This window comes from Haloarchaeobius amylolyticus (genome assembly GCF_042678045.1).
GTDB classification, from domain to species: domain Archaea; phylum Halobacteriota; class Halobacteria; order Halobacteriales; family Natrialbaceae; genus Natrinema; species Natrinema amylolyticus_A.
This window is the reverse complement of sequence record NZ_JBHUDI010000011.1, coordinates 628,425-650,958: the sequence shown is the minus strand read 5'-3', so window position 1 is coordinate 650,958 and position 22,534 is coordinate 628,425. Positions and strand designations below refer to the sequence as shown.

Here is a 22,534-nt window from a genome sequence, read left to right as displayed (position 1 = left end):
TAGACGAGAGCGCTCTAATCTGACGTTTTTTGCCGACAAACGGTGGCTGCAGTGGTGGAAATCAGCCCATAGCAAAACCGGACACTCATGTCCGGTGAAACGACGTGCACCGTATCTCGTCGATACGTCGTCGCGTCAGCGAGGGCTAGAGGACGATGACAGGAACGGGAGCAGGCGGTGGGACAGTGCTTCGGCGAGTGGCAACGATCGGTGTCGTCGCCCTCGTCGGTCTGTTGGTGATCGGACACGTCCTCGGCGTGCCACTCGGGCTCGGCTACGTCGAGACCGGCAGCATGGAGCCGACGATCGACGCCGGCGACGGTTTCGTCGCCGTTCCGGCCGCCGTCGCCGGCCCCGTCGAAGAGGGGGACGTCGTCGTCTACGACGCACAGGAGATCGAGGGCGGCGGGCTGACGACCCATCGAGTCGTCGAGAAGACCGACCACGGCTACGTGACACGGGGGGATGCGAATCCGTTCACCGATCAGGACAGCAGCGAGCCCCACGTCACCGACGGCCAGATCGTCGCGAAAGCCTGGCAGGTAAACGGCCACGTCGTGACGATTCCCCACCTCGGGACGGCCGCGATGGCCATCCAGAGCGGGCTCGAGTCGGTACAGTGGTGGCTCGCGTCGACGCTCGGCGTCCGAGCGCTGGCCGGCAGTCAGGGACTGTCGTATCTCTTGCTCGGGTTCGGACTGGTCGTCATCGCCCTGTCGGTCGCGGTCGACGGGCGCGGAACGGCCGACCGCGAGCGCGCTCGAGCGCGCTCGCGCAGCGACGCGTTCGATGCTCGGCGACTCGTCGTCGGGATGGGTGCACTCGTCTTCGTGGTCGCGCTCGCGACCATGGTCGCGATGTCGGGCTCGGTCGAGATCGGTCTCGTCAGTGCCGAGTTCGACTCCGAGCGGCCCGACGTCGTCCCCACTGGCGAAACGAAGACACACACGACCGAGCTGCGAAACGGCGGCGTGTTGCCGGTCGTGAGCATCACGGAACCGGCCAGTGACGGTATCGACATCGACGACGATCCGCGGGTGCTCACCCACGGCGAGCGCGTCAACGCGACCGTCGCGCTGACCGCGCCGCCCGAGACGGGCTACTACCTGCGCTCGTACACGGAACGCCGGTATTTCGCGGTGCTTCCGCCGCCGATCATCGCCGGCCTGCACGCCATCCATCCGTGGGTGGCGATGACCAGCGTGGCGACTATCGTCACAGGGCTGTTCGTTCTGCCGGTCGCGCTCCTCGCGGGTACGGGCACGATCAGAACCCGGTCGCGGCGGCGATCGGATTCGACTGAGGGATTCCTGAAGTGATAGCTATGCATACGAGACGTTCGACTCTGGGGAGGTATCGACAGTGAACAGCGATCGATTGCGCGTTCGGGCGCGAGCCGCGCTCGCCGAGTGGTACACCCTCGTCGTCGTGGTGTTGCTCGCGCTGGCGCTGGTCGGCGGCTGGGGGGCGTACACGTCGATCGCCGGCCCTGCCGAGGAGATGAATCGAGACACGACCGACTCGTGGTCGACGACCGGCAGTTTCGACCACAGTGCAGAAGTCACGTCGGAGAACGAGGTGTACCCCGTCGGCACGCAGCTCTCCGATCGATCGGTCTACTTCACCGACGTGACGCCCGAACTCGAGGGGACCTTCACCTACCGGTACACCGCCGACGCCGGCGACGTGACCGCCGACGTCGAACTCGAGCGAGTGATCCGCTCCGCCGACGACGAACGGGAGTACTGGGAGGTCAACGAGACGATCGCGGAGACGTCGACCGAAGGCCTCGCACCCGGCGAGGAGACGACAGCCGACTTCGCGATCGATGTCCCCGCGACGGTCAACGAGAGCGAGCGCATCGAGGAGAGCCTCGGCGGCTCGCCGGGCTCGGTCGAGACGACGGTCGTCGCGCACGTGACGATCCAGGGGACGATCGACGGCGAGCCCGTCGAGCGAACCGAGCAGTACGAACTGGGACTCGAACCCGACGGCTCGACCTATGCCGTCAGCGCCACGGGGACCGACCCAGACGGTGGCCAGCAGACCGGCAGCGAGGTCACGACTGCCTCCGCCGGCGGCTTCGGGCTGCTTCTCCCGCTGGTGTTGCTCCTGGGATCGCTCGGCGGACTCGGCACGCTCGTCACGGCGAAACACAGCGGGCGGCTCGCGCCCTCCGAGGCCGAACTCGAGCGCCTCCGCGCGCAGTACGAGCGCGAGGAATTCGACGAGTGGATCTCTCGCGGCTCGCTGCCCGACGAGGTTCGGGACCGGCCGCGGATCGAGGTCTCGACGCTCGAGGACCTGGTGGACGTGGCGATCGACTGTGATCGGCGCGTGCTCGAGGACGAATCGGCCGGTGAGTACTATGTGGTCGACGGGGAGGCGGTGTACGTGTACGAGCCAGAAGCGTTCGAAGCTGATTCAGGCGACGGTTCCAGTGCTGATCTCTTCGAAGAGGAAAGTGCCGGTGAAGAAAACGACGTGGCTCATGAGTCAGATGGCGGTGAATCAGTGCTCGAGGAGACGTCGGAAGACGACGACTCGTAGGCAACTGTCGGCGGTTTATCTGGTCTATCCCGGCCAGTAGGAGGTTATTGATTCGAGAAGTAAGTCAGTACCAGCGCTTTGCTTGCACCCCACACGGGTCGCGATACCCACAGAGAGTATCTTACCGTCCGTTGGACGATTCGAACTATTTCTGTCGTCCAACACGGCGATCACTGTGAACGGCCCATCCATCTCGAACGTAATCGGCCGAGCGAACACGGCGTGTCGATGGCCGACTCGATCAAGCAAGGAGAGACCGATGAAAGTGGGAGACTTCCCGGGGAAGGGTGTGCCAATACCGAACTACAGGAGCCGCGTGTCGAACCTCCTGTCAGTGTATACACAAGGGGTGGGACGGGGTTGGCAGGGATGCATGCGTTCGGATACGATGCCACGCTGTCGGGTGATGGTCGGTCGAAGCTCCGAGCGCACAGGGAGTGGTGACAACTATGGACCGACGTAAATTCATGATCGGTGTAGGATCGCTCGCCGCCGGCTCGGCGGCTACAATTGGTACTGGTGCAGTGTCGCAGTTCACCTCCGGTGATAGGCATATTAGCGTTGAAACGGTGGGTGACGCGAAGGCATATATTGCTCTCCAAAGACCTGAAAATGGCCTCAGCGACGATGGGGACACTCGAAACGGAAATTTCGTTGAATTCAATAATAAGAAGCTCGGACTGGATTTCACCAGCGATAACCCCACAAGTGCACGAAGTGGTGATCCTGAAGAAGGGAATTCACTCGGTGGTTCGGGTGTGAATCCCGATTCAACGTACTACTTCGACGAGACGTTCGAAATCCGAAATCTATCGAATAATAGTGGAAGTGGCGTCGGCGAAGTTGAGGTGTGGATCAACGAGAATATTAACGGTATCACGTTTTACACGGGTACTTCCGCTGGAAGTCGGACTCCGATCAATTCGAATAATCGTGAGGGGCTGAGTCCAGGTCAAGCCGTGAATATTGGGGTGAAAATCGTCCAAGAGGACTTGGACAGTGATGACATGGATGGAACATTCGAGGTAGTCGCTCAAGAACTAGGTAACGGTCTATAAACACTGATAATCAAGATTAGTGCCTACTAATTAGACAAATTATATTTCACATAATTAGTGTATTATTGTGGCTAAGTAGAGCCATAATATATTATTTACTATTATTTTGTTTATATTAATTTTGGCACCAACCTCGAGAGCGTCGCCAGATCATACTGCCCCGGCGCAGTCGCCTCCGCTGGCTCCACGGGCGCATACCCAATTTTCGACCCGTACACCGGCGCGACCGCACGCGTGTGGCTCCCAACTTCGCCCATGGCCATCGTCGCGACAGTATCGCCGTGCGAGGTCAACTGCTCGGTCGCCGACAGCAACGCGAGCGTATCCGCCTTCGATTCCGCCGTCACCGCCAGCTTCGCGACATCGGCGTACTTACCCGCCTCGGTCAGGGTCCGCACTAGCTCTTTCCGGGGCGGCGTCCCCTCGAAGTCGTGGGCCGAGGCGACGATCGACACGTCGCGCTCGCGGGCCGTCTCGAGCAACTCCTCGGCTTCCCCATCCAAAATCGACTCGAGTTCGACGTCAATCGCCTCGACAGCCTCGAACGCAGTCGCCTCGGCCAGCGCCTCGAGTCGACCCTCGTCTTTCGCTTCTCCACCTTCCCACTCGGCGCGGTTGGTCGCCAGGATCGGTAACTCGCCGTCGTAGGCCTCGAGCGCGGCCAGGGGCTCGTCGGCCAGGTCCATTCGGAATTCGATCGCGTCGGCGTGTTCGCGGGCCGCAGGCTCGTCGGCGAGGTCGGCCGTCGATGCTGCGAGGACGAACGAGTCGAAGGTCAGTCCCATTGCTATCGACTGGGACCGAGCGCGACAAAAACGGTATCGTTCCGGCGAGTGTCCGCGGTTATGCCATTCCGATGGTCTCCTCGGCCTCGAGGAGCTCGTGGTACCGGTTGCGGATGGTGACTTCGGAGATGTCCGCGACGTCGGAGACGGCAGCCTGCGTGGTCTTCTCGTTGGTCAGCAGTGCGGCGGCGTAGACCGCAGCGGCCGCGAGGCCGACCGGCGACTTGCCGCTGTGGACGCCCTTCTCCTTGGCGTTCTGGAGCAGCGAGCGCGCGCGGTGTTCGGCCTCGTCGGAGAGCTCGAGCCCCGAGGCAAAGCGGGGGACGTAACTCTCGGGGTCGGCAGGCTGGACCTCGAGGCCGAGTTCGCGGACCACGTAGCGGTAGGTACGCGCGATCTCGTTTTTCTCGACGCGGGAGACGTCGGCGATCTCGTCGAGGCTCCGGGGAACGCCAGCCTGGCGGGCGGCAGCGTAGACACAGGCCGTCGAGACGCCCTCGATGGAGCGTCCGGGGAGGAGGTCCTCGTCGAGCGCGCGGCGGTAGATGACCGACGCCGTCTCGCGGACGTTCGTTGGGAGGCCGAGCGCGGAGGCCATGCGGTCGATCTCGCCGAGTGCCTGTTTCAGGTTGCGCTCCTTGGAGTCGCGGGTGCGGAAGCGCTCGTTCCACTTGCGCAGGCGCTGCATCTTCTCCCGCTGGCGCGAGCCAAGGGAATTGCCGTAGGCGTCCTTGTTCCGCCAGTCGATGTTCGTCGAGAGCCCCTTGTCGTGCATCGTGTTGGTCGTGGGAGCGCCCACGCGGGACTTCTCGTTTTTCTCGGCGGCGTCGAACGCACGCCATTCGGGACCGCGGTCGACCGAGTCCTCCTCGACGACCAGGCCACAGTCCTCACAGACCGTTTCGCCGTGTTCGTCGTCGACGACGAGGTGGCCAGCACACTCGGGACAGACCAGATCCTGATCCTCGCTCTCGGTCTCCTGTTCGTTCGTTTTGGATTCGCTACGTCGTACTCTCGTATTCGATGGTGCGTTAGTCATACGGTGGCGATTGCTGCCCGGCCGAACCGATTGCAAAAGCCCGGACGGATCCGTTACCTCCCACGTTCAGACACTCAAGGTTTAAGGGTTTCGAAACCTCGTCCAGATACGCCTCGAAAACGGGTAATTCGGGTAAAAGAGCATGATAGATAGAAACATTAAAGAATAGTAGTGACTCGAATCGGAGCCACCAACTTGCCCCCGTTCGAACGGCCGGTATGAAGCTCGCAGTCGGGAGTACGAACCCGGTCAAGATCGACGCGGTCAAGCGAACGCTCGAGCGATACGAGCCGACCGTGATCGCCGTCGACGTCGACTCCGGGGTGAGCGAACAGCCGTGGTCGATCGAGGAAACCGTCACCGGTGCCGAGAACCGCGCCCGACGAGCGCTCGCGGCGACCGAGGCCGACTATGGGGTCGGCCTCGAGGGCGGGGTCGCCCGGCACGAGGGCGTGCCGGGACTCACCCTGATTATGTGGGGTGCCGTGACCGACGGCGACCGGATAGAGAGAGGCAGTGGCCCGACGCTGCGACTCCCCGACGGCGTCGCCGAGCGCCTCGAGGCCGGTGCAGAGCTGGGGCCGGTGATGGACGACCTGCTCGGAACCGACGGCCTCGCCGAGTCCGCGGGAGCCGCCGGCGCGCTGACAGCCGGACTGACCGACCGAACGCGGGCGCTCGGTAAAGCGGTCGCGTGTTCGTTCGGCCCCTTCCTCACAGAGTACTACGATTGACAGCTGTCGATCGACTACCGTCGCGTGGCGGGCGACACATTGGTCCGGATCGATCAGCCAGTAATCACCACGACCAGCAGACTGTCAGCAAATCGAATGTTTTAACCGGCCGTACCAACGGAAGCTTTCCGGCCGATTATTCATCTCTTACTCGCCGGTAAAACCGCATGAGGGCAGCCAGTTAACTGTGCGTACCAAACCCCCTAAGGTCGATCCTGTCATCCACAGATGTATGAGCACTGCAATGGCCCCCGACCTCACGAGCAAACAACAGCGGATCCTGGAGTACCTCCGGAACAACGCGGCGACGAAGACGTACTTCAAGTCCCGCCTCATCGGCAAGGAACTCGGGATGACGGCAAAAGAGGTCGGCTCGAACATCACCGCCCTGCAGGAGGGTGACTACGACGTCGAGATCGAGAAGTGGGGGTACTCCTCGAGTACCACCTGGAAAGTCGATGTGTAAGACGGGCTGCTGTCACGAGGTCTCGGCACACCGCTGGGGCGTGTTCCAGGTGCGCCGACCATGATTGACGGCGATCTGTATACCGCCACCTCGGCGTCCGGTGCCATTTCAGCTCGATTTTACCGATCGTTTCGATCGGAGATGCGAAGCGACGCCGAACCCTCTTTTCGCTGCGCTCCGTCATGACGAGTGATGACGACGGTCCTGTTCGACATGGATGGGGTCATCCTCGAGGGACCCCGAACTGATCCGCAGGTGTACGCCGACGCGACCGACGCGGCGCTCGCCGAACTGGGAGCCGACCCGACGCCGGCCCAGCGGCGCGATTTCAGAACACACGAGTGTGACGCGATCCGGGCTCACTGCGAGGCGTTCGGGATCGATCCCGGACGGTACTGGGAACTGAAGGAATCCTACGCCTCGAGTGGCACCCACGATCGCCTCCGTTCGGGCGAGCGCGGCGTCTACGACGATATCGACGCGATCCACGAGGTCACCGAACGGACCACGACCGGTCTCGTTACCAACAACCGCCACGAGACCGCCGCGTTCGTCGCCGAGTACGTCGGGATCGACTTCGACGTCGTCCGCGGGCGCGACCCCACGTTCGAGGGCTACGAACGCCGCAAGCCGGACCCCTACTACATCGAGGATGCACTCACCGACCTCGGCGTCGCCGATGGGCTGTACGTCGGCGACTCCCCGAAGGACGTAACGGCTGGCCACGCGGCCGGCCTCGAGACGGCATTCCTCCGACGACCGCACAACCGCGAGCGCGAGTGTCCACCGAACGCGACCTACGAACTCGAGTCGCTGACGGGGGTACTGTCGGTCATCGACGCACCGGAATCAGCGCCGTAGCGCGTCGTAAGAAGATCTTACCGGTCGCTAATAACGACTTAGCCGCGGTAGTCGAGTAACTGATCCGCGTTCCGGGCGAGGTCCTGAGCCCGCTCGCCGAACGAATCGGCGTGGCCGACCACCAGGAGCAACACCGTCTCCGGGCGTTCGACGGCGTAGCCGTCGTCCCGCGAGAGGAGGCCGGCCTCCTCGAGTTGGCCGGCGTACTTGCTCACCGTCGGGGCCGAGACGTCGAGTGCCTCGGCGATATCACCGGCAGTGGCGTCGGGCGTCGCCAGGAGTTCGATCAGCATGCCGCGTGGCGTTTCCCGGCGCAGGTAGCCGAGCGCTCGTTTCTCGAAGTCGTCGAACCGGTCGGCCGTGACGAACCGCTTGTAATCGCCGTCGCGATAGCGTTCGATCGCACCCGCGTCCTCGAGCCGGCGCAGGTGGTGTTGGGTTTCGCCGGTGCCGAGTTGCAGGTCGTCACGGATCTTCGAGAAGTGCGCACCGGGTGTCGTGGAGAGATAGCCCGCGATCGCGTCGCGGGCGTCGCTTTCACCCGTCTCAGCCGACGCCGCGCTCGCTCGACCGACCAGCGGAGAGGCGGCACCGAGGGCGGCGAATCGGCGGAGGGTCGCTCGTTTCTCGTCGTCGACCCCATCGGGTGCTGTCATTACTATCTATCGTCCAGCACGGCGCGCCCGGTAAAACCGGTTTCGCTCCGCTTTGTTCACTGAAAACTACTAATTAGTCATCGAATACTGTTCGGTTGATTGATACGAATAGCGGGGTCGAAGGCCACCACCGCCCGACAGTAGCCGCGGGTTCGGGAGCGGCGTGGCGCTACCGGGAACCGGCGACGTGGAACGACCGGTGCTGACCCGACCGCGGCAATCGTTAGTTGCTCGTCGAGGTGTCTTCCGAGTCGTCGATCGGCACGTCAGTGCCGCCGTCGGCCTGTTGGAAATTCTGATCCATCTCCTCGATGACCTCGTCCGGGTCGGAGATCTCCGCGGGGTCCTTGCCTTCCTTGATCGCCTGGGCTTCCTGTTCCATCGCCTCGACATCCATGTCCGCCTCCTGGTCGATCTCGCCGATGATCTCGGCGATGTCGTCGAGTCCGATCAGTTCGCGCGTCTCCTCGTCGAACTCGCGGCTCTCGAGTTCCGCGCCGTCGGCTTCGACGTCGCTGCCCGAGAGGTGCTTGCCGTAGCGGCCGACCAGCGAGGTGAGTTCCTGGGGCATGACGAACGTCGTCGATTCGCCCTGGCCGATGTCGGCGAGCGTCTCCATGCCCTTGTCGATGACGGCGCGTTCGCCCATCGATTCGGCCGAGCGTGCCCGGAGGACGGTCGAGATCGCGTCACCCTGGGCCTCGAGGATCTGGCTTTGTTTCTCACCCTGGGCGCGGATGATCTCGCTCTGTTTGTCACCCTCCGCTTTCTCGACGGCGCTGCGGCGTTCACCCTGCGCCTCGAGGATCATGGCGCGGCGTTTCCGTTCGGCGGAGGTCTGTTGTTCCATCGCGCGCTGGACGTCCTTCGAGGGGTTGACCTCGCGGACCTCGACCGACTCGACGCGGATCCCCCACTCGTCGGTGGGTTCGTCGAGTTCCTGGCGGATGCGCGCATTGATCTCCTGGCGTTTGTTCAACGTGTCGTCGAGTTCCATGTCACCAAGCACGGCGCGCAGCGTGGTCTGGGCGAGGTTCGAGACGGCGCGCTTGTAGTCGTCGACCTGGAGGAAGGCCTTCTTCGCGTCCATTACCTTGATGTAGACGACGGCGTCGGCGGTCACCGGCGAGTTGTCGCGCGTGATCGCTTCCTGTCGGGGGACGTCAAGCGTTTGCGTTCGCATGTCGAACCGGTAGGTATTCGAGACGAACGGGGGGACGAAGTTGATCCCCGGCTCCAAGAGCTTGCGGTACTCGCCGAAGACGGTGAGGGCGCGTTTCTCGTAGGCGTCAACGATCTCGATCGCGCTTAACAACGCGGCGATGACGAGAACGAGGACGAGGGCACCGACGATCAACAGGGCACCGCCGGCGGTTTGCAGTGGAACCAATGGTATCTCCATATTTCGGAGTTACGACGGCGGGGAGAAAAGCGTTCCCTTGTTTCATCAACATATGTCTGAGTTTCTCACTCAGCGATCCGATCATTCCGTCTCGGTTTCGGTCTCCCGCTCGTCGTCGACGCTGTCAGTTCGCTCGGCATCGGGTCGGTCGGCGGCATCGGACGCGGACGACTCGTCCATGCGTGCGAGCGCCCGATCGATCTCGTCTTCGCCGAGTGCGTCGAGCGATTCGACCGTTAGCACGTTCCCGCCGCCCGGATCGAGGACGATCACCTCTTTGCCCTCTTCGATCGTCCCGTCGGTCGTCCGTGCGCTGTAGTAGGGTGCAAAGCCGCCACCCTCGAGTTTGACTTCCCCGTCGCGGGTCGTGACGGTCTCGGTGACGTAGCCCGTCCTGCCGGACAGCGAGTCCGAGTCCGTCGTCCGGCCCGATCCTTTCCCGCCGTAGAAGTCGAACTCCCGGTAGACGTAGGCCGCTGCAAGCCCGATGACGAGCGTCAGCGCAGCTAGCACGAACGGGCTCGCTGCAGGCGGGAAGACCATGCCCACGAGGCCGGCACCGACCAGCGCGATCCCGATGACGATGAGGTGGGCACCGGGCGAGATGGCCTCGAGGACCATCATCACCAGCCCCGCAACGAGTAACAACAGCGGGATGTTCCCGACGAGGGATTCGACCATATGCGGGGTTAGGTCTTGTGCCGATTAAATGTTTACCGCACGGAAGAAGTGAGATAATCGGTCGAGTGCCGGACGACCACGAGTGGCAACTCCACGATCCCGGACAAGTCAAGAACGCGTCAGCCAAGCGGCAACATCAACAGTCGAGCGATGACGAGCACCATCGCGATCACGCCCAGCAGGACGAACAGCGCGTTCTCGAGGTCCGGGTCGCCGGGTTCGATCGGCGTCGAGCTGGCTTCAGGTGTATACCCGTCCGACTCGGTCGCGGCCGCGTCATCGTCTTCGTCGTTCGCGGAGAGATCAAGCGGGATCCGATCGTCTTCGTCGGCTCGCTCGACGCGATCGGCCGGGCTCGAGTCGCCTGCCGGTCCGCTGTCCGGGTTCGCCGTCGACGACTCGCCCCATCGATCGTCGGCGTCGTCGCCGGGTCCGGACGGCTCGTTTGCCATACGCTGCTATACTGGCCCGGGCGTCAAAAACCCGTGGTCCGAGCCGTGGGCGATACGAGCACAGGGGGGGACCGGATGGTGGCCGAGAGTCTCAGGCTCGCTCGTGTCGATCCCCGAGATCCCCGCCGTAGACGACGCCGTGTTCGGCGTCGAGAGTGACCGGTTCGCCATCCGTCAGCGCCGAGACATCCGCATCGCTTACCATCGGAATCCCCAGTTCGCGCGCGACCAGTGCCGGATAGCCGGTCATCCCCCGCTCGGCGTTGACGATGCCGCCGAGCCGGCTCGTCTCGCCCGAAAATTCCTCGTCGAAGTCGACAGGCAGTGCGACGATGGCCCCGTCGGGCACCGCCGAGAGATCGCCGTCCGACAGGTGGACGACTGGACCGGTCGCCCGTCCTTCGACAACGACCTGGCCGGTCGTCAGCGTGTCGGCAGCGACGTGGACTTTCAGCATGTTCGTCGTGTTCGCTCCCTCGAGTTCGGTCATCATCCCACAGAGGACGACGACGGTATCGCCGCTTTCGGCGACACCGGCATCGAGGGCGGCCTGCACGGCGTTCTCGACGACGGCGTCGGCACCCTGCCCCGAGACATCGGCGTACAGCGGCGTTACGCCCCAGCTCAGCGCGAGCTGGCGGCGCACCGTCTGGCTCGGCGTCGAGGCGACGACCGGCACGCCGGGGCGGTACTTCGCCGTCTTCAGCGCCGTGTAGCCGGACTCGGTCGCGGCCACGACGGCGTCCGCACCGATGTCGCGTGCCAGAAAGCGCGCCGACCGAGCCAACGCGTCGGTTCGCGCCTCGCCCGAGGCCGGAACGCGTTGCTCGAGCAACTCGGCGTACTCGTTCGATTCTTCGACCTGCCGGACGATGCTGTCCATCGCGTCGACGACGGCGACGGGGTGGTCGCCGACCGCCGTCTCGGCCGAGAGCATGACCCCGTCGGTGCCGTCGAGGACGGCGTTGGCGACGTCCGAGGCCTCCGCGCGCGTCGGTCGACGAGCCGTGACCATCGAGTCGAGCATCTCCGTCGCCGTGATGACCGGTCGCCCCGCCTCGCGGCACTTTCGGATGATCCGTTTTTGAATCATCGGGACGTCCTCCATCGGACATTCGACGCCGAGGTCGCCGCGGGCGACCATCACGCCGTAGGCCGCGTCGATGATCTCGTCCATGTTCTCGACCGCGCCGGCGCGTTCGATCTTCGCGATGATCGGGATATCCGCACCGAGTTCTTCGAGCACCTCGCTGACCGCGTAGACGTCCTCGGCGTCCCGGACGAAACTCGCCGCGACGAAGTCGACGCCCTTCTCGGCGGCCAGTTCGAGGTCTTTCTGATCCGACTCCGTGACGACATTTAACCCGAGTTCGACGCCGGGAACGTTGACCCCCTTTCGGCCACCCAGTTCACCGCCGGTGTCAACGCGGGCGCGAACCCCGTCATCGTCGGTCTCGAGGACGGTCGTCTCGATCAAGCCGTCGTCCAGCAGGACGCGGTCGCCCGGCTCGACGGCGTCGATCGGCAACGAGAGCCCGACCGTCTCCGGGGTTGCCTCGTCACCGTCGACGAACCGAATCTCCGTGCCGGTCTCGAGGGAGACCGTCTCACCCTCGGGCAGCGGTGCGGTCCGGATCTCCGGACCCTTCGTGTCGAGCATGACCGCGACGGGTTCCGCTCGCTCCTCGTCGACGGCGCGAACGCGGTCGATCAGCGCCGCGCGGTCCTCACGGCTGCCGTGGCTCGCGTTCAGGCGTGCGACGGACATCCCGGCCGCAGCGAGCTCCCGGATGGTTCCCCGGTCGTTCGACGCGGGCCCAAGCGTACAGACGATTTTCGCATTTCTCATACCGGGAGCTACCGCCAGCACCCCCTAAAAGATGGTCACTTACTCGCGTTCGAGTTGCTGTCTGTATCCCTCGTCCCGTCGTCTGCCACGCCAACCGTTTTCCGCGGATCGACCTTCCGACCCGACATGCCAACCTACGCGACGCTGGTCGATCTCGACGACCGCGAGATCCAGAACGCACAGGAACTCGCATCGATCTGGGGCGAAATCCGGACGGAGTTCGAAACACACGGCGCGGAGCTACACGACGCCTACGCCGCCCTCGGCGAGTTCGACTTCCTCATCGTCTTCGAAACCGACGACAACGAGGCGGCGTTCAAATCGGCGCTGACGCTGCACCGCCACGGCCTCGAGGGAAAGACCATGGAGGTCGTCCCGACCGAGGACTTCTCGCAGGTCGTCGACGAGGTTTGAATTAGTCCGCCGGCCGCTCGAGCAGTCGAGTCACGCGCTCGCCGCTGACGACTTCGGGGATGATGACTGCGTCGGCACCCGCCTCCTTCGCGACCGACTCGTACATTTCCTCGCCGACGCGAACGAGGATTTCGGGTGCGTCGGTTGCCGTCCCGCTGACGACCGCGATCTGGATGTTGACGTTCGAGTCGTCGATCGCGGCGACGAGTTTCGTCGCTCGCTCGATACCTGCGGCACGCAGTGTCTGTTCCTGTCTGGCGTCACCCTCGACGAGGAGATGGCCGTCCTCGCGGACGCGTGCCGCGGTATCCTCGTCGCTCTCGATGACGACGACCGTTCGGCCCGCCTCGGCGAGCCGGTCGGCGATCGTCCGTCCGAACATGCCGTACCCACAGACGATAACGTGCTCGTCGCTGTCGTCGATTCGTCGTTGCATCGTTGCTCGTGATACCTCCGTTGGAATCCGTCCGCCGAACGTCTCGGTGACGACCGTTTCGCCGATCCACAGCCCCGAGAGGACGAGCCCGGCCGTCACCACGATGGCGTAGGCTTTCGTCGCTCGCTCGGGGCCGGCGTGCTCCTGGAAGTGCAAGTCGATGCTCGTCAGATCGACCAGCCAGAACGTCGCCTCGAGGGGGCCGACACCGCCGAGCACCGAGAAACCGACGATACCGGCGACGACGACCGTAGCGAAGCAGCCGATCGGGACCAGTGCTCGCCGCAGAAGCGGCCGGCCTGCGAGGTGGAAAACGAATCCTCGGCGCACGATTGGTCCTCGATAGCAACCCACATATATCTGTTCGTTGGCGCAAACGTTAGTCGAACCAGTAGCTCAGAAACTCGAGAATGAGAATTACACCGTCGAAAGAATGGACGAACGGTCGGTCGCTACTGGACCTTCTCGCCGAGCGCGGCGTCGCCGTGGGTCGTCAGCAGGTCCGCTTCGTCGCCCGCCGCGAGGATCATGCCGTTGGATTCGACGCCGAACAGCTCCGCGGGTTCCATGTTCGCGAGCAGTATGCAACGCGTTCCCGGCAGTTCCTCGAGATCGTGGAGTTGCTTGATCCCTGCCACGACCTGTCGGGTCTCGAAACCGATGTCGACCTCGAGACGCGCGAGGTCGTCGGCACCCTCGATCCCCTCGGCGGCGACGATTTCGCCGACGCGGATGTCCAGTTCCTGGAAGTCCTCGAATCCGATCCGGTCCTCGAGCAGCGGCTCGAGATCCTCGGTGTCTGCCATATCGCTGGTTTCGTCCCCATCGGTGTCGTCGCTTTCGGTTTCGGCCTCGTCGTCATCGTCAGCCGCGGCGGCTGCGACGCGCTCTTCGAGTTTGGCGGTGAGTTCCTCGACGCGCTCGTCTTCGATCTTCCCGAAGAGTTCGCCGGGTTCGTCGAAGGACTGTGGTGGGGCCGCGAGTGCCTCTTCGAGGTTGGCGTCGGCAATCTGGCCGTCCTCGCCGATCTGCTCCCAGAGCGCCTGGGCCTTGTCGGGGGCGATCGGCTCGAGGATGACGGCGACGGCCTTGGCGATCTGGACACAGTCGCGGATGACCTGTGCGGCCTTCTCGGGCTCGTCGTCGGTGAGCTTCCAGGGCTCGTTGCGCTGGATGTACTCGTTGCCGAACTGGGCGAGCTGGGTCGCGGCCTGGCCGACCCCGCGCATGGAGTAGTCGTTGACGTGCTCGCGGACGTCGGCGATCGCCTCCTCGATGCGTTCTTCGACCTCCTCGGAGACTGCAGTGTCGGGGGTGCCCTCGTAGTTGCGGTAGGCAAACAGCAGCGAGCGGTACCAGAAGTTGCCGACGGTGCCGACGAGTTCGCCGTTGACCTTCTCCTGGAACGCTTCCCACGAGAAGTCGACGTCCTGCTGGAGGCCGCCGGTCGTCGTCAGGTAGTAGCGCAGCAGGTCGGGGTGGAACCCTTCCTCTAAGTACTCCTTCGCCCAGATTGCCCGGTTGCGGCTGGTCGAGAGCCCCTTCCCGTTGATCGTGATGAAGCCGGTCGCGGCGATGCCACGCGGGGTATTGTAGCCCGCGCCCTCGAGCATCGCTGGCCAGAAGATCGTGTGGTGCTGGATGATGTCACGGCCGATGACGTGCATGATCTCGCCGTCACCTTTCCAGACCTGTTCCCAGTCGAAGTCGTCGGCGCGCTCGGCGTACTGCTTCGTACTCGAAATGTACTCGATCGGCGCGTCGACCCAGACGTAGAGGACGAGATCCTCCCCATCCTCGCCAGGGTAGTCGATCCCCCAGTCCATATCACGCGTGATACACCAGTCCTGTAGGCCGTCTTCGATCCACTGGCGGGGCTGGTTGCGTGCGTTCGAGGTCCCCTCGAGGTCGTCCAAGAATTCGGTGAGGAAGTCGGCGAACTCCGAGACCTCGAAGAACTTGTGGGTCCGCTCGCGGTACTCCGCGGGGTTACCCGTGATCGTACTCGTCGGGTCTTCGACCTCGCCGGGTTCTAAGTGGCGCTGACAACCCTCGTCACACTCGTCGCCGCGGGCTTTCGCGCCGCAGTAGGGACATGTGCCCTCGACGTAGCGGTCGGGCAGGTACTGGTCGGCATCCGGATCGTAGGCGACCTGGATCTCCTTCTCGTAGATGTAACCTTCCTCGTCCAGCGTGCGGACGATCTCCTGAGTCGTCTCGACGTTGGTCTCGTCGTGGGTGTGGCCGTAGTTGTCGAAGTCGACGTTGAACTGCGGGAATGTCTCCTCGTACTGGTGGTGCCACTCGAGTGCGAAGTCCTCGGGGTCGACGCCCTCCTGTTCGGCGTTGACGGCGACCGGCGTGCCGTGCATGTCCGAGCCACAGACATAGATCGAGTCCTGGCCGAGCGTCTGCAGTGCGCGGTTGAACGCGTCAGCACCGATGTACCCCCGCAGGTGACCGATGTGCAGGTCGCCGTTGGCGTAGGGCAACCCGCAGGTCACGACGGCGGGTTCGTCCGTCGGAAACTCGTCGTTGCTCATGGTCGTCACGTTGCGCTGCCGGGCGTAAAACCCGCCGGTTTCGATCGTCCCGTCGACAGCCGCGATCAGGTCGGCAAACGAGCGGTGACCTGCGGTGGCGCGCGCTTCGACGGGGGCGAAAGATGAAGAGAGACGAGTACCCGAGCGGATCGGCTGGGAAGAGTGTGGTTCCAGTATGAGTAAAGCGATCGCTTCGTCGTCGGAGACGCGCGCTATTCAATCGTCGCTCGCGACGGGCACGCTCGCACGAACCTCGAGCCGATCGAGATCCCCGATAAACGACGCCAGCATCTCGCGGCTGACGTGGGGCATACAGACGACCCGCAGTTCACCCGTGGCGGTCCGTGAAATCCGCCAGCCCTTCGCGCGTAAGGCGTCGAACGTCGATCGGGGCACGTCGGCCGCGACCAGCGGCAGAGTCGGGTCTGCGACCCGGTAGCCGCGTTTCTCTAAGGCATCGGCGAGCCACTCGGCGTTGTTCTGCGAGCGGACGTACTGGCTGCGATAGCCGGCGGGCCACAGCGTCTCCATCGCCGCGACGGCGCTTGCGACCCCTGCACCCGAGCGGGTGCCGGTCAGCGTCGCCTGCGACGTCGACTCGAGGTACGGCGTGTCGACGGCGAGTTCGTCGAGCAGGTCCGGCGACCGAACGAGCAATCCGCCCGAGGGAACCGCGGCCTGGCCCATCTTGTGGGGATCGATCGTCATCGTGTCGACGGCGGCGTGGCCGAAGTGCCACTCGTAGTCGGTAAAGGGAAGCACGAACCCGCCCCACGCGGCGTCGACGTGGAGCATGGCGTCGGACGACTGGGCGATCTCGCCGAGTTCCGGGATCGGATCGACGCGACCGTACTCGGTAGTCCCCGCGACGCCGATCACCAGCGCCGTGTCCTCGTCGACGCTGGCGCGGACGGCCTCGAGGTCGGCCCGATGACGGTCGTCGGTCGGGACGATTCTGAGTTCGACGCCGAGCAAGTCGGCGGCTTTCTGGAAGCTGAAATGGCCCGATTCGGGCATGACGATGTTCGGCGTCCGACTGTCGGTCCGCTCGCGAGCGATGCGAACGGCCTGAATGTTGGCCTCCGTCCCACCGCTGGTGACATAGCCTGCCGGGTCGTCCAGGCCTGCGATCTCGCCTAACAGGCTGATCGCGTCGTCCTCGAGCGCCGAGACGTTCGGATACGTACCTGGATCACCGGGATTCGTCGCGAGAAACCGCTCGGCCGCGTCGCGCGCCGCCGGGTGGGGTTCCGTACACATCGACGAGAGAACCCGGTCGAACGCTTGCGGCTCGATTTGCATATCACGTATGTAAACGGTCGTCGGTTTATTTGTTGCGTTTGACGACGTTTCTCGACGGTGGACGGTCGACACCGCCGGCGAGTGGACGTTCGGTGAGTCGGGGTGGTGCCGACGGTGGCGGCTCACGCCCGCCGAAAGCGTGCCTTCAAGTCCGCCGCCGCGCAACGCCTCCCTATGAACCCAGGCGACCGCGTCCGCGTCGACCGCGCGGATCGCACGTACGAAGGCGTGTTGCTCCCCTCGAGCACGGACGAGCACCTCGTGGTGAAACTCGAGGGCGGTTACAACGTCGGCGTCGATCGCGACGGTGCCGACGTCGACGTCCTCGCGGAGGACGTCTACGAGATCGACGGAACGGACTCGACGGGAACCGATGCGGACGAGGGCTCCGAAATCGAGTTCGACGACGACCTGCCGACGATCTCGCTGCTCTCGACCGGCGGGACGATCGCCTCGACGGTCGACTACCGAACCGGCGCGGTGACCGCTCAGTTCGACGCTGAGGACGTGCTGCGCGCCGTGCCGGATCTGGCGGGCCGGGCGAACTACCGCGGCCGCGTCGTCGCCAATATCCTCTCGGAGAATATGGAGCCGCCGCTGTGGCAGGAACTCGCCCAGGCAGTGTACGAGGAGATCGAGGCCGGAGCCGACGGCGTCGTCGTCATGCACGGCACCGACACGATGCAGTACTCCGCGTCGGCGCTGTCCTTTATGCTCGAGACGCCGGTTCCGATCGTCTTCACGGGCTCGCAGCGCTCGGCCGACCGGCCATCCTCCGACAACGTCATGAACGCCGTCTCGGCCGTCGAAGCCGCCAAAAGCGACTGCGCGGAGGTCATGGTCTGTATGCACGCCACCGAATCGGACGACCGCTGTGCACTCCACCGCGGCACTCGCGTGCGAAAGAATCATACGTCGCGTCGGGACGCCTTCGAGACCGTCGGCGCGAAACCGCTCGGCGAAGTCGACTACGAGACCGAGGAGATCACGTTCCGTCGCGACTATCAGGCACGCGGTGAGGCCGACCTCGCGATCGACGCCGACCTCGAGGACGACGTCGAACTCGTCAAGTTCACACCCGGCATGGACCCCGCGTTCCTCGACGTCGTCGAAGGCAACGAGGGCCTGATCGTCGAGGGCACCGGCCTCGGACACGTCCACACCGACCTCATCCCACGACTCGAGGAACTCGTCGAGGACGGCACGACGGTCGTCATGACCAGCCAGTGTCTCGAGGGCCGGGTCTGTGATCGGGTCTACGATACGGGTCGGGACTTACTCGAGTCAGGTGTCGTCGAAGCCGGTGACACGCTGCCGGGGACGGCGAAAGTCAAGCTGATGTGGGCACTCGCGAACACCGAGAACGTCGAGGAAGCGATGGGAACGTCGCTAGCCGGCGAGATTCAGGAGCGGTCGGTTCCCTGGGAGTAGAACTGCGCTGACTGGAGTGACAGGCTGCGGTCTCGTCCAGGAGCCAAAACTCAGTTGGAGCTACACTTTTGGGCGTGGCCGCCGAGTGTTCGCGTATGATCCGTGGCGTTCTCTCGCGATTCCGCGAGTGGCTTGCCGTCGAGGACCCTGACGAGCGAATCGAAGGGGCCGGTAAGCCGATCGTCTCACCCCAGCATCGACGATCGCTCGAGGCAGAACGCGAGCTTGACCTGCTCGATGACGTCACCAATACTGATCGGCACAGGGAGCGATAATAGACCGTTTTCGAACGACTACGTGAGGTGTTTCGACCGGCATGCCGACAGATTCGGACGCGGATTCGGCTATCGAAATCCGCCGTGCGACCCCCGACGATTACGAGGCCGTCGCCGGCTTCACGAGCGAGATCTGGGCCGACCGCGGCGGTGACTACATTCCGCGGGTCTACCACGAGTGGCTCGAGAACGAGCGCGAGCAGGGAAAGAAGACGTTCCTCGCGGCGGTCGACGACGAGGCCGTGGGGATCGTGCAGGCCGTGATGCTCTCTCCCGACGAAGCCTGGTTTCAGGGAATGCGCGTCGCGGCTGACTATCGCCAGCAGGGTGTGAGCCGCCGGCTGAACGAGGCGGCCGTCGCGTGGGCCCGCGAGCAGGGCGCGACCGTTGGCCGGATTATGATCTTCTCGTGGAACGCCGTCTCGCTCGGCGCGGCACGCGCCAGCGGGTTCGCACCGATCACCGAATTCCGGTTCGCCCATCCGGATCCCGATCCGGACGCCGACGGTCCACATCGCGTCTCGAACGACCCCACCGCGGCCTGGCGCTACTGGACTCACAGCGACGCCCGCGAACACCTGTCCGGACTCGGGTTCGCACCTGAGGAGTCGTGGGCGGTCCGGGAACTTACACGGGACGACTTCGAGCAACTGGCCGACGAGATGGCCGTCTTCGCTGTCGAGAGCGACGCCGGGCTGGCAGGGATGGCCTACCGCTCCCGAACGTACGACCGCGAACTCGAGTCCGAAGATGGGCAGACACGAACCGAGACGTGGGCCGAATACGGCCTCGCCGCGTGGGACGAGGTCGACGCCTGCCGCTCGCTGTTCGCTGCGATCGCCCGTGATGGGGCCGACTGCGGGGCTGACAAAACCCGCGTCGTGATCCCCGAAACCGTTCGGTTCGTCACCGACGTGCCGCTTGTGGGGACAGATATCGCCGACGAACCCGACTTCGTGCTCGGAATCGATCTCACAGCGACGCCGACTTAGTCCGCTGCTAGCCGTTGCAATCGCTCGAGTCGGCGCTCCGTCGCGGGATGGGTCGCAAAGAGCCCACCACCGCCGTCGCGGTCCGGATCCAGCGTCGGGAGGACGGACATCGCGTCGACGGACCGGGCGTGTGCCCGCAGGTCTTCAGGCGGTCGCTCTGCGGCCGCCGAATCGAGACGCTCGAGGGCCGCGGCAAGCGCAGCCGGCTCGCCGGTCGCGGCGACGGCTGCTCGGTCGGCGGCGAACTCGCGGCCGCGGGAGAACAGCCCGACGCCGAGGGTCGAACTGCCGACTAGCAGCCGGCCGAGCACGACCCAGGGAATGTCGCGGGGGTCGTCGTCCTCGTCGTCTATCTCATCGTGGAACTCCTCGGCGGCGATCAGCGGCACGAGCGCCCACGTCATCAACCGCTGGTCGCCGTTGGCGACGTGTGCGAGTTCGTGGGCGAGTACCGCCTCGAGTTCCGCGTCGGGAAGCGCTCCGAGCAAGCCACTGGAGACGACGAGAACCGCCTCACCGTCTCGTTCAGTCGTGCACGCGATCGGCGTCGTCGCGTGATGGTGACGAACCTGTGGCACTGGCAGATCGAACTGGGCCGCGAGGCGGGCGGTCGTCGACGTGACCCGCTCGGTGTCGACGGGTGCGAGGTCGATCGGCACCGTCTCGCGGAGCAGCCGAGCACGGCCTTGGCCGACCGCTTCCCGCACGCCGACGATCCAGACGCGCAATACCACCGCGACCCCGAGGAGCTGTATTACGATGATCGCCTTTATACCGGGGTCGACGACGAGATCGACCACGCCGAAGATAAGTCCGCCAACCGCCAGCCCGCCCAGCATCGCGGTGACAAGTCCCACCACGACGAGCGTTCCGAGTCCGATCACAGCCGCACCGACCGCACGACCCGCGAGGCTGAGCGTCGTTCGGATTCGCACGGCTGCTCGTTTCGAGGGGAGACAGTTAAGAAATTCGACGGGTGTCGTGCCGTCGTCGCTGTCGGTCTCCCGAGATCCCTTGAGCGTTACCCGCCGCTGACGGGCGGGAACAGCGCCAGTTCGTCGTCACCCTCGAGTTCCGTTGCCAGCCCCTCTTCCTCGACTAAGACGTTCGTCCCGTTGCGAAGCACGTTGATCTGTGAGCGCAACTCGCCGTCCTCGAGCACCCGCTCCTCGAGGGCCGGTTTCGCCGCGAGCAGTTCCTCGAAGGCGTCGCCGACGGTGTCGCCAGCCGCGGCGTCGACGGTCACGCGTTTGTCCCCCGCGCGTTCCGCGAGGTCTGCGAACAGTTTCCACTGCGTTGGCATACGTGGCGCTATCGGTGCCGACGGCAAGTAGCTACCGCTCCCCCGCCTGTTCGGGTGCCGAATCGCGCGTGCGATCCGTGTTCGATCCGCCGGTGCGAGCCGACGCTCGGTTTCGATCGGGGTCGTCGTCCGTCGGTTCGACCAGCGTCCGGTCAGCGACCCGTCGGAGCGCGTCCGGACGGCCGAGCACGTAGGCGATGTCGCCGGCCGCGAGTCGAACGTCGTCGGCCGGCAGCGCCAGGGCTGTCTCGTCGTCGCCCGCGCGCTCGAGGGCCACTACGAGAAGCGGCAGCGCGTCGATCGGCAGGCCAACGAGCGGGTCGTCCGGATCGACGGAGATCGCCGTCACCGTCTCGTCGGCCGCCCGGAGCAGGGAGACGAGTTCCCGTTCGGCACCGGGACTGCCTGGTAGTGTCGTGAGGCGATACGCCCGGTCGGGTTCGAGCTCGCGGGCGTCGTCGGCGTCGATGGCGACCGTCGCGATGTCGTCGACGGCGGCTCGCAGTTCGCCACCGGCGACCAGCCGAGCGGTCCCACCCTCGTCGCGGGTCCAGATCTGAACCGCGTCACCGGGGCTGGCGTCGGCTGCGGGATCGGCCTCGAGCGCGACGGCGACGGTTCCCGGCGCGAGCGTCGAGCCGATCCCCGCCGGCCGGCTCCCGACCGCGAGGTATTCGACCGTCCCGTCAGCATCGAGATCGACGTCGACGTGGCCGACACCGAAGTCGCGCTCGAGACGAGCGGCCAGCCGTTCGTGCAACTGGTCGACGGTGAGCCGGCGCGGGAAGAGCAACGTTTCTCCCGCAAGGTCGTCTTTGATCGACTCGTCGACGGGGTCGTAGCCGTCGATGTCCGCGATCTCGCTGGGGAGCTCGACGGCGACGACACGGCCGGCCGAGCGGACGAGTTGGCTGACCTCGGTGAACGTCCGCGGCGTCGCCACCAGGAACACGTCTCGTGCGAGATAGTCGCCCAGTCGGCGACCACCGTCGGCGGCGATCGCGCTGGTGACGAACACCGCGACGGTGTAGACGGCGGTGCCGGGTTCGGTCAGTCCGGTGTTCCCGATGATCGCCTGCTGGAGTGCCGTCTGAGTGTTGAGCCAGAGCGCGACGACCGTAACGCCGACGAGGATGGCAACGCCGTCGGGGATTCCGTCCGCGCTGTACCACCGGTAGGTGAACGCCGCGCCGGCCGCGGCACCGGCCGCAAGCAGGACGAACCCGAGGATGCGAATGACTGCCGTCAGCAGCGTCTCCGTCGGGATCGCCTGGGCGAGGACCGGGTCGATCACGGGTGCTCACC

Annotated in this window: 23 protein-coding genes; 10 read left to right on the top strand and 13 right to left on the bottom strand. The window is 64.7% G+C overall.

Going from position 1 to position 22,534, the window contains the following annotated elements; translation table 11 throughout:
* Window positions 1-155: 155 nt before the first annotated feature.
* From ACFR99_RS19415 to ACFR99_RS19405, 3 genes are all read left to right on the top strand, one after another.
* A complete protein-coding gene (locus ACFR99_RS19415; protein ID WP_390291089.1) occupies window positions 156-1,319 on the top strand; it encodes a signal peptidase I in 1,164 nt (387 codons plus the stop codon).
* A gap of 43 nt (window positions 1,320-1,362) precedes the next feature.
* A complete protein-coding gene (locus ACFR99_RS19410) occupies window positions 1,363-2,550 on the top strand; it encodes a DUF5305 domain-containing protein (protein WP_390291086.1) in 1,188 nt (395 codons plus the stop codon).
* Between the two features lie 449 nt (window positions 2,551-2,999).
* Window positions 3,000-3,608, top strand: a complete 609-nt coding sequence (locus tag ACFR99_RS19405; RefSeq protein WP_390291085.1) for a DUF1102 domain-containing protein — start codon at window positions 3,000-3,002, stop codon at window positions 3,606-3,608.
* A gap of 110 nt (window positions 3,609-3,718) precedes the next feature.
* Here the strand turns inward: ACFR99_RS19405 and ACFR99_RS19400 are convergent, their stop codons facing one another.
* Window positions 3,719-4,393, bottom strand: coding sequence for a type I 3-dehydroquinate dehydratase (locus ACFR99_RS19400; protein ID WP_390291082.1), 675 nt, complete (start codon window positions 4,391-4,393; stop codon window positions 3,719-3,721).
* Window positions 4,394-4,451: 58 nt separating this feature from the next.
* Entirely contained in the window at window positions 4,452-5,432 is a 981-nt protein-coding gene (locus ACFR99_RS19395; protein WP_390291079.1) for a transcription initiation factor IIB, read from the bottom strand.
* 218 nt (window positions 5,433-5,650) lie between these two features.
* On the opposite strand from ACFR99_RS19395, the gene yjjX reads away from it, so the two are divergent.
* The 3 genes from yjjX to ACFR99_RS19380 all read left to right on the top strand — a co-directional run bounded on the left by yjjX (window position 5,651) and on the right by ACFR99_RS19380 (window position 7,493).
* Window positions 5,651-6,166, top strand: a complete 516-nt coding sequence (gene yjjX / locus ACFR99_RS19390) for an inosine/xanthosine triphosphatase (RefSeq protein WP_390291076.1) — start codon at window positions 5,651-5,653, stop codon at window positions 6,164-6,166.
* Between the two features lie 244 nt (window positions 6,167-6,410).
* The gene (locus ACFR99_RS19385; protein ID WP_049911526.1) at window positions 6,411-6,632 is read left to right on the top strand and encodes a DUF7123 family protein; all 222 of its coding nucleotides are present in this window, start codon (window positions 6,411-6,413) and stop codon (window positions 6,630-6,632) included.
* Between the two features lie 192 nt (window positions 6,633-6,824).
* Window positions 6,825-7,493, top strand: a complete 669-nt coding sequence (locus ACFR99_RS19380) for an HAD family hydrolase (protein WP_390291073.1) — start codon at window positions 6,825-6,827, stop codon at window positions 7,491-7,493.
* Between the two features lie 38 nt (window positions 7,494-7,531).
* Here the strand turns inward: ACFR99_RS19380 and ACFR99_RS19375 are convergent, their stop codons facing one another.
* From ACFR99_RS19375 to pyk, 5 genes are all read right to left on the bottom strand, one after another.
* Window positions 7,532-8,149, bottom strand: coding sequence for a winged helix-turn-helix transcriptional regulator (locus ACFR99_RS19375; RefSeq protein ID WP_390291070.1), 618 nt, complete (start codon window positions 8,147-8,149; stop codon window positions 7,532-7,534).
* A 223-nt stretch (window positions 8,150-8,372) separates the two neighbouring features.
* The gene (locus tag ACFR99_RS19370) at window positions 8,373-9,551 is read right to left on the bottom strand and encodes an SPFH domain-containing protein (protein WP_390291067.1); all 1,179 of its coding nucleotides are present in this window, start codon (window positions 9,549-9,551) and stop codon (window positions 8,373-8,375) included.
* Window positions 9,552-9,632: 81 nt separating this feature from the next.
* The gene (locus ACFR99_RS19365) at window positions 9,633-10,232 is read right to left on the bottom strand and encodes an NfeD family protein (protein ID WP_390291064.1); all 600 of its coding nucleotides are present in this window, start codon (window positions 10,230-10,232) and stop codon (window positions 9,633-9,635) included.
* A gap of 119 nt (window positions 10,233-10,351) precedes the next feature.
* Window positions 10,352-10,684, bottom strand: coding sequence for a DUF7312 domain-containing protein (locus tag ACFR99_RS19360; RefSeq protein WP_390291061.1), 333 nt, complete (start codon window positions 10,682-10,684; stop codon window positions 10,352-10,354).
* A 91-nt stretch (window positions 10,685-10,775) separates the two neighbouring features.
* Window positions 10,776-12,533 (bottom strand): pyruvate kinase, encoded by a 1,758-nt coding sequence (gene pyk, locus ACFR99_RS19355; protein WP_390291058.1) that lies wholly within the window; start codon window positions 12,531-12,533, stop codon window positions 10,776-10,778.
* A 126-nt stretch (window positions 12,534-12,659) separates the two neighbouring features.
* On the opposite strand from pyk, the gene ACFR99_RS19350 reads away from it, so the two are divergent.
* Window positions 12,660-12,947 carry a GYD domain-containing protein gene (locus ACFR99_RS19350; RefSeq protein ID WP_390291055.1) on the top strand — a complete coding sequence of 96 codons (288 nt, stop codon included), beginning with the start codon at window positions 12,660-12,662 and terminating at the stop codon, window positions 12,945-12,947.
* Window position 12,948: 1 nt separating this feature from the next.
* Here the strand turns inward: ACFR99_RS19350 and ACFR99_RS19345 are convergent, their stop codons facing one another.
* The 3 genes from ACFR99_RS19345 to mfnA form a co-directional block, all read right to left on the bottom strand.
* The gene (locus ACFR99_RS19345; protein ID WP_390291052.1) at window positions 12,949-13,713 is read right to left on the bottom strand and encodes a potassium channel family protein; all 765 of its coding nucleotides are present in this window, start codon (window positions 13,711-13,713) and stop codon (window positions 12,949-12,951) included.
* Between the two features lie 122 nt (window positions 13,714-13,835).
* Window positions 13,836-15,926 carry a methionine--tRNA ligase gene (metG, locus tag ACFR99_RS19340; protein ID WP_390291049.1) on the bottom strand — a complete coding sequence of 697 codons (2,091 nt, stop codon included), beginning with the start codon at window positions 15,924-15,926 and terminating at the stop codon, window positions 13,836-13,838.
* A gap of 216 nt (window positions 15,927-16,142) precedes the next feature.
* A complete protein-coding gene (gene mfnA / locus ACFR99_RS19335) occupies window positions 16,143-17,228 on the bottom strand; it encodes a tyrosine decarboxylase MfnA (protein WP_390291046.1) in 1,086 nt (361 codons plus the stop codon).
* A gap of 174 nt (window positions 17,229-17,402) precedes the next feature.
* On the opposite strand from mfnA, the gene gatD reads away from it, so the two are divergent.
* The 3 genes from gatD (at window position 17,403) to ACFR99_RS19320 (ending at window position 19,926) form a co-directional block, all read left to right on the top strand.
* A complete protein-coding gene (gatD, locus tag ACFR99_RS19330; protein ID WP_390291043.1) occupies window positions 17,403-18,659 on the top strand; it encodes a Glu-tRNA(Gln) amidotransferase subunit GatD in 1,257 nt (418 codons plus the stop codon).
* Window positions 18,660-18,754: 95 nt separating this feature from the next.
* Window positions 18,755-18,934, top strand: a complete 180-nt coding sequence (locus tag ACFR99_RS19325) for a hypothetical protein (RefSeq protein WP_390291040.1) — start codon at window positions 18,755-18,757, stop codon at window positions 18,932-18,934.
* 41 nt (window positions 18,935-18,975) lie between these two features.
* Window positions 18,976-19,926 carry a GNAT family N-acetyltransferase gene (locus ACFR99_RS19320; protein ID WP_390291037.1) on the top strand — a complete coding sequence of 317 codons (951 nt, stop codon included), beginning with the start codon at window positions 18,976-18,978 and terminating at the stop codon, window positions 19,924-19,926.
* Here ACFR99_RS19320 and ACFR99_RS19315 read toward each other — a convergent pair.
* The 3 genes from ACFR99_RS19315 to ACFR99_RS19305 all read right to left on the bottom strand — a co-directional run bounded on the left by ACFR99_RS19315 (window position 19,923) and on the right by ACFR99_RS19305 (window position 22,520).
* The gene (locus ACFR99_RS19315; protein ID WP_390291034.1) at window positions 19,923-20,861 is read right to left on the bottom strand and encodes a M48 family metallopeptidase; all 939 of its coding nucleotides are present in this window, start codon (window positions 20,859-20,861) and stop codon (window positions 19,923-19,925) included. The genes ACFR99_RS19320 and ACFR99_RS19315 overlap by 4 nt on opposite strands.
* Before the next feature lie 86 nt (window positions 20,862-20,947).
* Window positions 20,948-21,229 carry a ubiquitin-like small modifier protein 1 gene (locus ACFR99_RS19310; protein ID WP_390291031.1) on the bottom strand — a complete coding sequence of 94 codons (282 nt, stop codon included), beginning with the start codon at window positions 21,227-21,229 and terminating at the stop codon, window positions 20,948-20,950.
* A 31-nt stretch (window positions 21,230-21,260) separates the two neighbouring features.
* Window positions 21,261-22,520 carry a TrkA C-terminal domain-containing protein gene (locus ACFR99_RS19305; protein WP_390291309.1) on the bottom strand — a complete coding sequence of 420 codons (1,260 nt, stop codon included), beginning with the start codon at window positions 22,518-22,520 and terminating at the stop codon, window positions 21,261-21,263.
* Between the last annotated feature and the right edge of the window lie 14 nt (window positions 22,521-22,534).